Below are 14088 nucleotides of genomic sequence, written 5' to 3'. Positions count from 1 at the left end.
ATTTTCGCACTACGGACCCACCCCGAGGCCACCCAATACCGTGACGGCCCGCTCTTCGACCGCCTCGCCCGCCGGCACGTCCGGGGTGATGCCGGCGCCGTCCAGGCTGCGGCCCGCCGGCGTGCGGTACGTGCCCACCGTCAGCTCGGCCACCGAGCCGTCCGGGAGCTCGGTCGGCATCTGCACCGAGCCCTTGCCGAAGGTCCGGCTGCCCACCGCCACCGCCCGGCCCCGGTCCTGCAGGGCGCCCGTCACCAGCTCGGCCGCGCTCATCGTGCCGCCGTCGACCAGGGCCACCAGCGGCCGGGTGGTGTCCCCGCCCTCGGCCGCGTACAGGACCCGCTGGTCGCCCCGTACGTCGTACGTGGCCACGAGCCCGCCGTCGAGGAAGGCGGAGGCGGCGGTGACCGCCTCGGTGACCAGCCCGCCCGGGTTGCCGCGCAGGTCGAGCACGACCCCCTCGCCGGGCGGGGCAGCGCGGACGGCGGCCTTGACGCGGTCGCCGGAACCGCGGGTGAAGGAGACGACCTTGATGACCGTGACCCCGTCCGGGCGCTGCCGTACGGTCACCGGCTCGGTGCGCAGCTGCTCGCGGCGCACGGTCTCGGTGAGGTCGGCGCCGTCCCGGCTCAGGTTCAGCACGACGGGGGTACCCGCGTCGCCCCGCAGCAGGGCGACCACGGCGGGCACGGCGAGGCCGGTCACGGCGTGCCCGTCGACGCTCAGCAGCCGGTCCCCGGCGCGCAGTCCGGCGCGGGCGGCGGGGCTGCCGGGCTGGACCTTGTCGACCTTGATCATGCCGTCGGGGGCCCGCCCGGCCCACACTCCGACGCCGGTCCAGCGGCCGTCGAGGCCCTCGGCGAAGGCGGCGTACTCGCCCTGGTCGTAGACGGTGCCCCAGCGGTCGCCGCTGCGGCTGACGACCTCCTGGGCCGCCTTCTTGCCGGACTTCCCCTCGGCGACGGCCTCGGCGACGGCGCGGGCGACGGCCTCCCGGTCGGCTGTGCCCGCCTCGCGCGGGGGCTCGGCCGCGGGGGCGCCGGCCAGGGCCGCGGCGGCCGCGGCGCCCTCCTCGCGGTCCCAGCAGCCGGTGTAGGCGCCGGCGCCTACGGCGGTGAGGAAGGCGATCGTCAGAACGGCCCCGCGACGCAGGTCGCGGGGCCGCAGACAGAAGGCGGGAACACTCGGCAAGCCCGGCATGGCGCCGAGTCTAGGACAAGCCCCGCGCCGGTACGGGTGGTTGACCGGACCGCTCGCGGGGCGCTTGTCACACCTTCAGGTACTTGCGCAGGGCGATGAAGGCGGCCATGGAGGGCATCAGGAGGCCGATGAAGAGGACGTACGGAAGCTTGGCCAGCACCGATCCCCAGCCCATGAAGTCGATGAGCTGGATCTTGTCCCGCAGTCCGACGCCGTGGTCGATCACGAAGTACTGGCCGGAGACCAGCATGCCGCAGGCGAAGAGCGCGCCGATGAGGCCGGCGACGGCCGCCTCCATGATGAAGGGGACCTGGATGTAGAAGCTGGAGGCACCCACGAGCCGCATGATCCCGGTCTCACGCCGTCGGCTGAAGGCCGAGACGCGCACCGTGTTGACGATCAGCAGCAGCGCCACGATCAGCATGATCAGCATGATGGCGAGCGCCGCGATGTTCAGGTAGTTGAGGATCCGGAAGAGGTCGTCGATGGCCTGGCGCTGGTCGTCGACGGTGTGGATGCCGTCGCGGCCGACGAAGGCGGAGGTGACGACCTTGTACTTCTCCGGGTCCTTCAGCTTGACCCGGAAGGACTCCTGCATCTGGTCCGGGGTGATGGAGGAGGCGAGCGCCGTGTTCCCGAACCGCTCCTGGTAGTGCTTGTACGCCTCGTCCGCCGACTCGTAGGCGACGGACTTCACCAGGGACATCTGCTTGAGCTCGGACTCGATCTGCTTCTTCTGCTCGTCGGTCACCGCGCCCTTGGCGCAGGTGGTGACGCCCGTGGAGGCCGCCCCCGAGCCGTCGGCCTTCTTGGCGGCGGCCTCGCTCGCCTCGACGGCGTCCTGCTTGTTGCAGAGGTAGATCGAGACGTTGGCCTTGTCGTACCAGTAGCCCTTCATCTTGCTCACCTGCTCGCTCATGAGCATGGAGCCACCGAACAGGGCCAGGGACAGGCCCACCGAGATGATGACCGCGAAGGTCATGGTGAGATTGCGACGGAGGCCGACGCCGATCTCCGACATGACGAACTGGGCGCGCATTGCGTCTCAGGGACCTTTCAGTGCTGGTAGCCGTAGACGCCGCGCGACTGGTCGCGCACGAGTCGGCCCTGTTCGAGTTCGATGACGCGCTTGCGCATCTGGTCGACGATCTGCTGGTCGTGGGTGGCCATGATCACGGTGGTGCCGGTCCGGTTGATCCGGTCCAGCAGCTTCATGATCCCGACCGAGGTCTGCGGGTCGAGGTTGCCGGTGGGCTCGTCCGCGATCAGCAGGGCGGGGCGGTTGACGAAGGCGCGGGCGATGGCCACGCGCTGCTGCTCACCGCCGGAGAGCTCGCCGGGCATCCGCTCCTCCTTCCCGCCCAGACCCACGAGTTCGAGGACCTGCGGGACGGCCTTGCGGATCTCGCCGCGGGGCTTGCCGATGACTTCCTGGGCGAAGGCCACGTTCTCGGCCACCGTCTTGTTGGGGAGCAGGCGGAAGTCCTGGAAGACGGTCCCCAGCTGGCGCCGCATCTGCGGAACCTTCCAGTTGGAGAGCTTCGCGAGGTCCTTGCCCAGGACGTGCACCTGGCCGTGGCTCGCCCGCTCCTCGCGCAGGATGAGCCGCAGGAAGGTGGACTTGCCGGAGCCGGAGGAGCCGACCAGGAAGACGAACTCGCCCTTCGCGATGTCGAGGGAGACTTCTCTGAGTGCGGGTCGGCTCTGCTTCGGGTAGGACTTGGAGACACTGTCGAATCGGATCACGGGTGCACCACGGTCGCCGGGAGTAGGTGTGCGTGACCATACGCGAACGGGCGCGAGGTGTGGACCCTGCCTCCGGACTTGCCCGTTTTATCCCGGGGTGCGGGCGCCCAGGACCGCGATTGCCCGGACGGGCCGCGCCGAATGTCGGCGAAGCTGGCACAGTGGTAGGGGGAACGCTCCGGTTCCCCACGCCGTTATAGGCAGCAGAAGACCGAGGGGACGAGAGGAGGAGCGCATGACATATGACCGGCTCGTGTGCGCGAACTGCGCCGCACCCGTCAGCCAGGGCCGCTGCCCGGTGTGCCGGGCGAACCGGGAGCGCCTCCAGCAGGAGGGCCCCTTCTCCGGCCTGAACCCCGTGACGCTCATCGTGCTCATGGTGATCCTCGTGACAGCTCTGGTACTGGTGGCCCAGCACACCGCCTAGACCGCCCGGCCACGGTGCCCGGCCCGCGGCAGCTCCCGTGCCACGTACCGATCACACGCACGGAAGGGCCCGGACACCTGGTGTCCGGGCCCTTCCGTGCGTGCGCGTGTGCTGGGGGGGGTTACGCGGTCTGCTCCTGCTGCTTGCGCCAGCGGATCCCGGCCTCCAGGAAGCCGTCGATCTCGCCGTCGAGCACCGCCTGCGGGTTGCCGACCTCGAACTCCGTCCGCAGGTCCTTGACCATCTGGTACGGGTGCAGGACGTAGGACCGCATCTGGTTGCCCCAGGAGCTGCCGCCGTCCTTGAGAGCGTCCATCTTGTCCTTCTCCTCCTGGCGGCGCCGCTCCAGCAGCTTGGCCTGGAGGACGTTCATGGCGCTCGCCTTGTTCTGGATCTGCGAGCGCTCGTTCTGGCAGGAGACGACGATGCCGGTCGGCAGGTGCGTGATGCGGACCGCCGAGTCGGTGGTGTTGACGCCCTGGCCGCCGGGGCCGGAGGCGCGGTACACGTCGACGCGCAGCTCGGCCTCGTCGATCTCGACGTGGTCGCTGGTCTCCACGACCGGGAGCACCTCGACGCCCGCGAAGGAGGTCTGGCGGCGGCCCTGGTTGTCGAAGGGCGAGATGCGCACGAGGCGGTGGGTGCCCTGCTCGACGGAGAGCGTTCCGTAGGCGTACGGGGCCTTGACGACGAAGGTGGTCGACTTGATGCCGGCCTCTTCCGCGTACGAGGTCTCGTAGATCTCGGTCGAGTAGCCGTGCCGCTCGGCCCAGCGCAGGTACATGCGCTGCAGGCGCTCGGCGAAGTCGGAGGCGTCGACGCCGCCGGCCTCGGCACGGATGTTGACCAGGGCCTCGCGCTCGGCGTACTCGCCGGAGAGCAGGGTCCGGACCTCCATCTCGTCCAGCGCCTTGCGGACGGAGACCAGCTCGGCCTCGGCCTCGGCCAGGGTGTCCGCGTCGTCCATCTCCTGGGCGAGGTCGAAGAGCACCCCGAGGTCGTCGATGCGCCCCCGCAGCGTTTCGGTCTTCCGGACCTCCGCCTGGAGGTGCGAAAGCTTGCTCGTGATCTTCTGGGCGGCCTCCGGGTCGTCCCACAGGGACGGCGCGGCGGCCTGCTCCTCGAGCACGGCGATATCTGCCCTCAGCTTGTCGAGGTCCAGGACGGCCTCGATCGACCCCATGGTCGAGGAGAGGGACTTCAGCTCTTCGGAAACATCGACGACTGCCACGGGTCCAGCGTAGCCGGTCCCCGGACAACGCCGTCCGGGCAGGCCGAATCACCCGTTCTGATGATGGATCGTACGGGCGTACCCTCTCCGTATGACCGTTCTCCTCGTCAAGCGCCGCCATGTCGACCACATGCGTGTCACGACGACGAGCTGTCCGCCGCCGGACCGAACCCAAGCCTGATCCACCACGATCCGACTTGGTCCTGTACGCGGCCCCCGTGGTCCCGGCACCACCCCTGTCGGAGACCCTCCCCCCGCCCGCGGCCCCCACCACCTCTGGGGAACAGGACCCCGTGACATCCGAAACGGAGCCGTCATGCCGTCCGCGCACACTCTCCCCGTCCTGGACCTTTCCCAGGCCGACGACCCGGCCCAGCGGGCCGATTTCCTGAAGAAGCTGCACGCAGCCGCCAGGGACACCGGTTTCCTGCACCTGACCGGGCACGGCGTCACCGCCGCCGAGAGCGCCCGCATCCTTGAGCTGACCAGGGCCTTCTTCGCCCTCCCGGAAGCCGACCGGCTCGCCGTCAGCAATCTGAACTCCCCGCACTTCCGTGGCTACACCCGGATCGGCCACGAGCTGACGGGCGGCTCCTCCGACTGGCGGGACCAGCTGGACGTCGGCGCGGAACGCCCGGCGCCGGTCGTGGGGCCGGACGACCCGGCGTTCCTGTGGCTGGAGGGCCCGAACCAGTGGCCCGCCGCCCTCCCGGAGCTCCGCACGGTGGTCCTGGACTGGCAGTCCCGGCTCGCGGCGGTCGCCCACCGCCTGCTCCAGGAGCTCCTCGTGGCGATCGGCGCCCCGGCGGACTTCTTCGACGAGGCCTTCGCGGACCGCCCGCACCTGCACACCAAGCTGATCCGCTACCCGGGATCCGCCCCCTCCGGCGCCGACCAGGGGGTCGGCGCGCACAAGGACTACGGCTTCCTGACGCTCCTGCTGCAGGACTCGGTGGGCGGCCTCCAGGTGGTGCGCGACGGCGGTTACGTGGACGTACCGCCGATGCCGGGCGCCTTCGTGGTGAACCTGGGCGAGCTGCTGGAGATAGCGACCGAGGGCTACCTGACGGCGACGGACCACCGGGTGGTCAGCCCGCCCGGCGCGGTGGAGCGGTACTCGGTGCCGTTCTTCTACAACCCGCGGCTGGACGCGGTGATCGAGACCGTCCCGGGCGATTACCTGCGCTCCGCGCCGGGTGTCGCGCACGACGAGTCGAACCCGCTGCACGCCCAGTACGGCCGCAACGAACTGAAGGGCTGGGTCCGTGCCCACCCCGCGGTGGCGCGGCGCTGGCACCCGGAACTGGCCTCGGTGTAGCCGTCCCGGGGCTCTGCCCGGACCCGCGCCTCAAACGCCGGCGGGGCTGGATTTTCCAGCCCGTCCGGCGTTTGAGGACCGGGGTTCGGGGCGGAGCCCCGCTGTTTCAGCCCCTCCGGCGTTTGAGGACCGGGGGTTCGGGGGCGGTCCCCCCGACCGCGGCGCCGCACCCGGCGGCTAGCGCTTCGCGGGGACCGACTGCTTGCTGTCCTGCGGGGGCGGGGCCTCGTCGCCCGAGACGGCCAGCCACGTGCCCAGACCGATCGCCGCGGCCAGGCCCAGGGCCGACGCCGAGAGGACCAGGCGGCGCTTGCGGGCCGCCTCCGCGCGGTGGCGGGCGGAGCCGGGGCGGTGGCCGCCCGCCGGGCGCGGGACGCGGGCGGTGCCCAGCGCCCCGCCCGCCAGCTCGTCCGGCCCCGGCACGCGCATCGAGGTATGGGTGTCCCGGTTGGAGTCGGTCGCGGAGCCCGGCACGAGCGGGACCACGCCCCGCCGCCGGACCGGGTCGGCCGCCGGTTCCTCCGAGGGCTCGGGGTCCGGATCGGCGTCGTCCGGCTCGTCCACGTCCAGTGGCGGCATCCCGGCCAGCATCGGCAGCAGGTCCCGCAGCCGGACCGACAGCTCCGAGGCCCGCAGCCGCGAGGCCGGGGCCTTGGCCAGGCACTGCACGATGAGCTGCCACAGCTCGTCGGGGATCCCGGGCAGCGGGACCACCGTCTCCGTCACGTGCCGCCGCAGGACCGCGCCCGGGTGGCCCCCGCCGAAGGGCGTGAAGCCGGCCAGCAGCTCGTACAGGACCGTGGCCAGGGCGTATATGTCCACCGCGGCCCGCGGGGGCAGGCCCTCGACGATCTCCGGCGCCAGGTAGTCCGGGGTGCCGATGATCCGGGTCGTCGGGGCCGAGGCGCGGCCCGTGGCGGCCCGCCGCGGGGAGTCGATCAGCTTGGCCACGCCGAAGTCGGTCAGCAGCGCCGGGTGCGAGCCGCCGGGGCCGAGCCGGCCCTGCATGTCCAGCAGGACGTTCTCCGGCTTGACGTCCCGGTGGACGACGCCCGCCGCGTGCGCCGCGGCCAGCGCGTCGGCGACGTCCGCGACGATCGCCACGGCCGCCTCGGGGGCGAGCCGCCGTTCGCGGTCGAGTCGCGTGCGCAGGTCCGTACCGCGGACGAGGTCCATGACGAGGGCGAGGTCGTTGCCGTCCACGACGAGGTCGCGGACGGACACGACGTGCGGATGCTCCAGGCCGAGCAGCGCGCTGCGCTCCTGGACGAACCGTCCGACGAGTTCCTGGTCGGACGCGAGGTCCTCGCGCAGCAGTTTGACGGCGACGGGCCCGTCAGGCCCCTCGCCCAGCCACACCGTGCCTGCGCTGCCGCGCCCCAGGATCTGGTGCGCGGTGTACCGGCTGCCGATCTTCCGTGCCACGACTGCTCCCTCAGCGGCTGGCGTACGCACCAAAGCTACGCGGCCGGGTGGGCATTGGAGGCCAGCAGGGGGCCGGATTCGCGGCGACCTTCACTTCTGCGAGCGAAATCATGTCCCAGAAGTCGACAAATCCACGAAGTCGGAGCTACGGGGGCTCGTCTCAGGGCTTGGTGGAGCCCGTGGAGTCCCCTATGGCACTGACCCAGTCGACGACGCCGGTGCCCCAGCTCCACAGCTGGTCCCACCAGCCCTTGCCGGTGCCGACCCATTCCTGGAGCCCGCTGAACTCCCAGACGAGCCAGCCCGCCACGAAGAACAGCAGGATCAGCACCAGGCAGCCCTTGAGGCAGCCGAGGCCGGGGATCCGCACCGGGTTGGCGCTGCGGCGGCGCGGCTCGCGCGGCTCCCGGGGGGCCGGCCGCTGCTGCGGCGGGGGCTGCGGGGGCTGCTGCTGCGGCTGGGGCTGGCGGTACTGGGGCTGCTGCGGCTGAGGCTGCTGCTGGTACGGCTGGGGCTGGTGCTGCTGCGGCTGGTAGTGCTGCGGCGGCGGGGGCGGCGCGTACTGCTGCTGAGGCGGCTGCTGCGGCTGGCGGTACTGCGGCTGCTGAGGCTGCTGGTACTGCTGCTGCGGGGGCGGCGGGCCCTGCCGGTACTGCGGCGGCTGCTGGGGCCGGTGCTGCGGCGGCGGGGGCGCCTGCCGCTGCGGACGGCGGCGCAGCGGGTCCTCGTTCGGGTCCAGGTACTGGACCTGCGTCTGCTCGTTGCGGTCCCGGGCGGCCTGCATCTGCGACTGCCACGGGTGCGGCGAGTCGGGCCGCTGCACCGGGGGCATCACCGAGGTCGGGTCGGCCGCCCCGGGGCCCGCCGTTTCCCCTGGCCCTCCGGGCCGGGGAGACCCCATGGGCAGCACCGAGGTGGCGTCGGCCGCGCCGACCGGCGGCATGACGCTCGTCATGGCGTTCGGGTCGTACGCGCCCGCGCCGGCGTCGGGGGTCTCGGGGACCGGGGCCGGCGAGGGGTCGGGGGCGAGCAGTGCGCCCACGCCGAGCGCGGCCTCCACCTCGGCGGCCGAGGAGTGCACGCCGATGCCGGAGGCCACCACGCGCAGTCCGCGGGCCAGGCTCTCGGCGCTGGGGCGCTCGTTCGGCTCCTTGCGCAGGCAGCGCTCGATGACCGTCCACAGCGGCTCGGGCACCGTCGAGGGCCGCTGCGGGTCCTCGCTGAGGTGGCGGTGGAGCACTTCGAGCGCGGTGCCGCCGGCGAACGGCGGGCGGCCGGTGAGCAGCTCGTACAGGAGGATGCCGGCGCCGTAGATGTCGACGGCGGAGGTCTGCGGGCGGCCCTCGGCGGACTCGGGGGCGACGTAGGCCGGGGTGCCGACGAACTCGTGGGTGCGGGTCAGGCCCGGGGAGTCGGCGAGGCGGGCGATGCCGAAGTCGGTGAGCATCGGCTTCATCTGTCCGCCGCGCTCGTCGAGCAGCACGTTGGCCGGCTTCAGGTCGCGGTGGACCACTCCGTCGGCGTGGCTGGCGGCGAGGGCGTCGGCGATCTGGGCGGTCAGCAGGCTCGCGGCGACGGGGGTGAAGGGGCCGTTCTCGCGGAGGTACCGGTGCAGGTCCGGGCCGTCGATCAGGTCCATGACCAGGGCCAGCAGATCACCCTCGACGACGAGGTCGCGGGTGCGCACGATGTTGGGGTGGGTCAGGCGCAGCAGGACCGAGCGCTCCCGCAGGAAGCGCATGACGATGTCGGGATCCTGGGCCAGCTCCTCCTTGAGGACCTTGATGGCCACGGTCTCTCCGGGCTGCCCCGCGACGGCTGCCTCCGCGCCGGCGGCCTCCCTCTGGCGGGCACGCCAGACAGTGCCCGTGGCGCCGCGCCCGAGCGGCTCCTCGAGCAGGTATTTGCTGCCGACTGGCCGCACGTCTCGCGCTCCCCTGCTGTCGTCGGATGTGGTCGATCCGCTGATTGGTTTTCCGGCCCACTCTAGGGGGTGTCCCCCGGGAAGACGCCGGTCCGCGGAGGTTGGTTGCCGCACATATGTACGGAGGGTGATGTTTGCGGGGTATGCCGGAGGCGATTTTCCCCGTCTTCGGCCGCCTTGGTGTCCGGATCCGACCGGGGTCCGGTCCGGGTCCCGGCACATCAAGATCATTTGTTGCCGGGTGCCGGGCGTGTTGTCCGTGACAGGTGCGAGGATGCACATGTACGGACGGCACGGGACGGGAGCCCCGCCTTCCGGGCAGACCTGACCGGACGACGCGTCCGTGCCGGGCGGGGGGCGACCGGACGGTCATGTCACGGGATTCCCCTGCCGGGCGCACACACCGCGCACCGCGCAGAAGGGACCGCTGACGGCGATGCAGATCCGGCTGACCGTCCTTGGGTCGCGCAGCGGCCACCAGACCGCGACCGCCCCCGCGAGCTGTGACGTACTCGTCACCGCACCCGTCGGCACCGCGCTGGCCGCGGTCGCCTCCGGGCTCGCGGCCACCGTCGGCGGACCCGACACCGGCGGCACCGTCGTGCTGTACGCCGGCTCCGAGCGCCTCGACCTCCAGCGGCGGGTGCTCGGCGAGCCCCCGCTCGTGGACGGTGCGGTACTGGCGCTGCACGGACCCGTGCCGGACGTCCTGCCCGAGGACGGCCTCGGCGCGGCCCAGCTGCACGTCGTCGCCGGACCCGACGCGGGCGGGGTGCACCTGCTGCACAGCGGGCAGATCCGGGTGGGCCGCTCCGCCGACGCCGACGTCCCCCTCGACGACCCCGACGTCTCGCGGATGCACTGCGCGGTGACGGTCCTCCCCGACGGTCGGGTCGCGGTCGCCGATCTGAACTCGACGAACGGCACCACGCTGGACAGCGCCCCGGTGGGGGCCCAGCCCGTCGCCCTGCCCCCGGGAGCGCTGCTGCGGGTCGGCGAGTCCACCCTGCGGCTGGCTCCCGCGGGCGCTCCCGCGCTGCCGGTGACCGCGGACCTCCAGGGCCACCTCTCGGTCTCCGCCCGGCCCGTCGCCCCCGGCCCGCTCCCGGGCCCGCTCCCCGGGGCGGATCCGGCCGCCTCCGGGCCTGCGCCGGACGCACCCGAGGTCCCCGCCGCGGCCGTCGCGCCCCTCGCCGCCGGCGCTTCCCTCGAAGCCGGCCCCGGCTCCGGCCCCGGGCGGCGCAAGGGCCTCGGCGCCTGGGCCCGCAAGTGGGTGCGGGGCGAGGAGCCCGCCGAGGCCCCGCAGGAACCGGTGGCCGCCCCACCCGACCCCGACGATCCCGCCGCGGTGCTGCTGGCCGCGCTGGGCCCCACCGAGCGCCTGTGGTCCCGTACGCCCGGGCATCCCGCCGTACTGGACGTGGGGCTCGGCGCCGGGAGCCGGGTGTCCCTGCCCGCCGTCGGCGCCCTCGGACTGGCGGGCCCGCGGCCCCGGCTGGCCGGGGCCGCCCGCTGGGTGGTCGCGCAGCTCGCGGCACTGCACGCGCCGGGGCAGCTGGAGATCGTGCTCATCTCCGCCGACCGGGCGCGCGGCCTCGCCGACCGGCGGCGCGACTGGGGCTGGCTCGGCTGGCTGCCCCACGTACGGCCCGCGCACGGCCAGGACTGCCGGCTCCTGCTCGCGTACGACCGCGACCAGGCCGTCGCCCGCACCGGTGAGCTGACCCGGCGGCTCGACGAGGGTCCGCTCGGCACGCACTGGACCGCGGCCGACGCCGGGCAGGTCCGGCGGGCCGCCGCCGTCTACGAGGGCCCGTACACGCTCGTCGTCCTCGACGGCGATCCCGGAGCCGGCCCGCTGCGCGACGTCACCGGCCGGCTCGCCTCGCACGGCCCGGCCGCCGGGATCCACGTGCTGGTGCTCGCCGAGGCCCCGGCCGCCACCCCCGCCTCACCGGTCGAAGAGACGTACGAGGCCGCCTGCGTGAGCTCCCCCGCCTTCCGGGACTGCGGCGCGGTCGCCCTGCTCAGCGGCGATGTGGCCACGGCCGTACGCACCTTCACGATCAGCGGTGGCAGGCCGGTCCCGTCCGGGGGCACCGCCACCGCCGACGCCGTCTCCGCCGCCTGGGCCGAGCGTTTCGCCCGGGCCCTGGCACCGCTGCGCACCGCCGAGGGCGGCTCCGCCGAGCCCTGCCGGCCGACCGCGTCCGCCCTGCCCGCCACCGCGCGGCTGCTGGACGAGCTGGGGCTGGCCCGGGCCACCCCGGCCTCGCTGATGGCCCGTTGGGCCGCCGCCACCGACCAGGGGCAGGGCATGGGCGGCCTCGCCGAGATCGTGCTGGGCAGCGGACGCCGCGGACCCGTCGGCACCGAGCTCGTCCACGACGGCCCGCACCTGCTCATCGAGGGACCCGCCGGGAGCGGGCGGACCGAGCTGCTGCGCTCGGTGGCCGCCTCGCTGTCCGCGGCCGCCCGGCCCGACCGGCTCGGGCTGCTCCTCCTCGACGGGGCGGGCGGCGAGCGCGGCGACGGGCTGCTGCCCTGCACCGAGCTCCCGCACGTCTGCGCCCACCTGGTCGCCTCCGATCCGCTGCGCATGCGGGAGTTCGCGCAGGCCCTGGGCGCGGAGCTCAAGCGCCGCTCCGAGCTGCTGGAGGAGCTGTCCTTCGCCGAGTGGCACGCACAGCGCGAGGTGTCCGACCGCATGGTCGCGCCGCGCCGGCCCACCCCGGGCGAGCAGCGCGGCGACCTCGACCCCCAGCGCACCGGCACGCTGCGGCTGCGGGCCGCGACCACCCGTACGGATCCGGCCGGACCCAGCCCGCTGCCCCGTCTGGTGGTGCTCGTCGACGACCTCGACGCGCTGGTCGCGCCGGGGCTGGGCGCCACGGGCCGCCCCGCCGCGGGCTCGGTGGTCCGGGCGCTGGAGGCGGTGGCCCGCGAGGGCGCCCGGCTCGGCGTGCACCTGGTGGCCACCAGCGCCCGCCCGGACCGTACGGCGGACACCGGGCTGGCCCGGCTGACGACCCTGCGCGTGGAGCTCGACGCACCCGACCAGCCGGGCCCGGGGCGCGGACTGCTCCGCTTCGGCGACGGCCGGACGGTCCCCTTCCAGGCGGGCCGGGTCACCGGCCGGATCCCCCGGACGGCGACCCAGCGGCCGACCGTGGTCCCGGTGGAGTGGGAGCGGATGGGTGATCCGCCGGCCCGCCGCCCGGTCCGTGAGCTGGGCAACGGGCCCACCGACCTCGCGCTGCTGGCCAGCGCCCTGGACCGGGCCTCGCACCTGGTCTCGGCGATACCCGTGCTGTTCCCGCCCGCGCCCTGACGCCCGGCCTGACCGCCAGGACACCCCCCCAGGGGTGTCCCGCGCCCGCGAGGCGGTATTGCGGGGGCGCACGGCTCGGCGTAGACCTTGTGGTCCAGGACACATCACGGGCATCGGGGGCAGAGCCATGCGAAGGCACGGAACGAGCCGTACGACACTCACCTGGACGGCGCTCGCCGCGGCGGCCGCCCTCACGCTCGGCGCGTGCGGGGACGGCGGGACGAAGGAGCCGCAAGGCCCCGAGGGCAGCACGGCCGCACCGCGGGTGCAGTTACCGAAGCTGACCGGCGAGAAGCTGGAGGTCGCGGCGGTCTGGACGGGCCCGGAGCAGGAGAACTTCACCAAGGTCCTGAAGGAGTTCGAGAAGCGGACGGGTGCCTCCGTCACGTTCGTCCCGGCCCAGGACCCGATCGTCACCTTCCTCGGCACGAAGATCGCCGGCGGTGCGCCGCCGGACGTGGCGCTGCTCCCGCAGGTCGGGGCGCTGAAGGCGGCGGTGGAGAACAAGTGGGCGCAGCCGCTGGGCCCGGAGGCCGCAGCCCAGCTCGACGCGAACTACTCGAAGGGCTGGCGGACGCTCGGCGCCGTCGGGGACACCCAGTACGGCGTGTACTACAAGGCCGCCAACAAATCGCTGATCTGGTACAACGCGAAGGCCTTCGAGGCGGCGGGGGTCAAGCCCCCGAAGACGTGGAAGGAACTGATCACCGCGGCCGACACGCTGTCCGCCTCCGGCACCCCGGCGGTCTCGGTGGCGGGTGCGGACGGCTGGACCCTCACCGACTGGTTCGAGAACATCTACCTCTCGCAGGCCGGGCCGGAGAAGTACGACCAGCTGGCGAAACACCAGATCAAGTGGACGGACGACAGCGTCAAGCAGGCGCTGACCACGCTCGGCGAGCTGTTCGGCCGCAAGGACTTCCTGGCGGGCGGGGCGAGCGGGGCGCTGGCCACCGAGTTCCCGAAGTCGGTGACGCAGACCTTCACCGGCGGTGACCGGCCCGCGGCCGCGATGGTCTTCGAGGGTGACTTCGTGGCGGTGAACATCGCGCAGACGGAGGCGAAGGTGGGCGAGGACGCCCTCGTCTTCCCCTTCCCGGCGGTCGGCGCGAAGGCGCCGGTGGTCTCGGGCGGCGACGTGGCGGTCGCCCTGAAGCCGTCGAAGGGGGCGCAGGCACTGCTGACCTTCCTGGCCTCGCCGGACGCGGCGGAGATCCACGCCCGTCAGGGCGGTTTCGTCTCCCCGAACAAGGCGGTGGACCCGGGCGCGTATCCGAACGCCATCCAGCGGGACATCGCCAAGGCGCTGATCGCCGCGGGTGACGACTTCCGCTTCGACATGTCGGACCAGGCCCCGGCGGCCTTCGGCGGGACCCCGGGCGCGGGTGAGTGGAAGGCGCTCCAGGACTTCCTGGCGAACCCGTCGGACGTGGCGGGCACCCAGGCGAAACTGGAGGCGGACGCGGCCAAGGCCTACGGGAACTGA

The 14088-nt window shown here is 73.4% G+C and carries 10 protein-coding genes; 4 read left to right on the top strand and 6 right to left on the bottom strand.

Going from position 1 to position 14088, the window contains the following annotated elements:
- Positions 1–9: 9 nt before the first annotated feature.
- The 3 genes from KO717_RS22505 to ftsE all read right to left on the bottom strand — a co-directional run bounded on the left by KO717_RS22505 (position 10) and on the right by ftsE (position 2946).
- A complete protein-coding gene (locus KO717_RS22505) occupies positions 10–1200 on the bottom strand; it encodes a S41 family peptidase (RefSeq protein WP_301370714.1) in 1191 nt (396 codons plus the stop codon).
- Positions 1201–1267: 67 nt separating this feature from the next.
- Positions 1268–2239, bottom strand: coding sequence for a permease-like cell division protein FtsX (ftsX, locus tag KO717_RS22500; RefSeq protein ID WP_301370712.1), 972 nt, complete (start codon positions 2237–2239; stop codon positions 1268–1270).
- 17 nt (positions 2240–2256) lie between these two features.
- Positions 2257–2946 (bottom strand): cell division ATP-binding protein FtsE, encoded by a 690-nt coding sequence (ftsE, locus tag KO717_RS22495; protein WP_030011324.1) that lies wholly within the window; start codon positions 2944–2946, stop codon positions 2257–2259.
- 235 nt (positions 2947–3181) lie between these two features.
- Between ftsE and KO717_RS22490 the strand changes: the two genes are divergently transcribed.
- Positions 3182–3373, top strand: coding sequence for a hypothetical protein (locus KO717_RS22490; RefSeq protein ID WP_301370705.1), 192 nt, complete (start codon positions 3182–3184; stop codon positions 3371–3373).
- A gap of 121 nt (positions 3374–3494) precedes the next feature.
- On the opposite strand, the gene prfB is transcribed toward KO717_RS22490, so the two are convergent.
- Entirely contained in the window at positions 3495–4604 is a 1110-nt protein-coding gene (prfB, locus tag KO717_RS22485) for a peptide chain release factor 2 (RefSeq protein ID WP_030011326.1), read from the bottom strand.
- A gap of 316 nt (positions 4605–4920) precedes the next feature.
- Between prfB and KO717_RS22480 the strand changes: the two genes are divergently transcribed.
- Positions 4921–5922 carry an isopenicillin N synthase family dioxygenase gene (locus KO717_RS22480; protein WP_301370703.1) on the top strand — a complete coding sequence of 334 codons (1002 nt, stop codon included), beginning with the start codon at positions 4921–4923 and terminating at the stop codon, positions 5920–5922.
- A 177-nt stretch (positions 5923–6099) separates the two neighbouring features.
- Here KO717_RS22480 and KO717_RS22475 read toward each other — a convergent pair whose 3' ends face one another.
- Together KO717_RS22475 and KO717_RS22470 are read right to left on the bottom strand one after the other, a co-directional pair.
- Positions 6100–7347 (bottom strand): serine/threonine-protein kinase, encoded by a 1248-nt coding sequence (locus KO717_RS22475; RefSeq protein ID WP_301370701.1) that lies wholly within the window; start codon positions 7345–7347, stop codon positions 6100–6102.
- 160 nt (positions 7348–7507) lie between these two features.
- Positions 7508–9271 (bottom strand): serine/threonine-protein kinase, encoded by a 1764-nt coding sequence (locus tag KO717_RS22470; RefSeq protein WP_301370699.1) that lies wholly within the window; start codon positions 9269–9271, stop codon positions 7508–7510.
- A 436-nt stretch (positions 9272–9707) separates the two neighbouring features.
- Here KO717_RS22470 and KO717_RS22465 point away from each other — a divergent pair, with 436 nt between their 5' ends.
- Positions 9708–12602, top strand: a complete 2895-nt coding sequence (locus tag KO717_RS22465) for an FHA domain-containing protein (protein ID WP_301370697.1) — start codon at positions 9708–9710, stop codon at positions 12600–12602.
- A gap of 127 nt (positions 12603–12729) precedes the next feature.
- Positions 12730–14088, top strand: a complete 1359-nt coding sequence (locus KO717_RS22460) for an ABC transporter substrate-binding protein (RefSeq protein ID WP_301370696.1) — start codon at positions 12730–12732, stop codon at positions 14086–14088.

This window comes from Streptomyces xanthophaeus, assembly GCF_030440515.1.
GTDB classification, from domain to species: domain Bacteria; phylum Actinomycetota; class Actinomycetes; order Streptomycetales; family Streptomycetaceae; genus Streptomyces; species Streptomyces kutzneri.
Note: the sequence above shows the minus strand (reverse complement) of the source record. Positions and strands in the feature narration are given on the sequence as shown.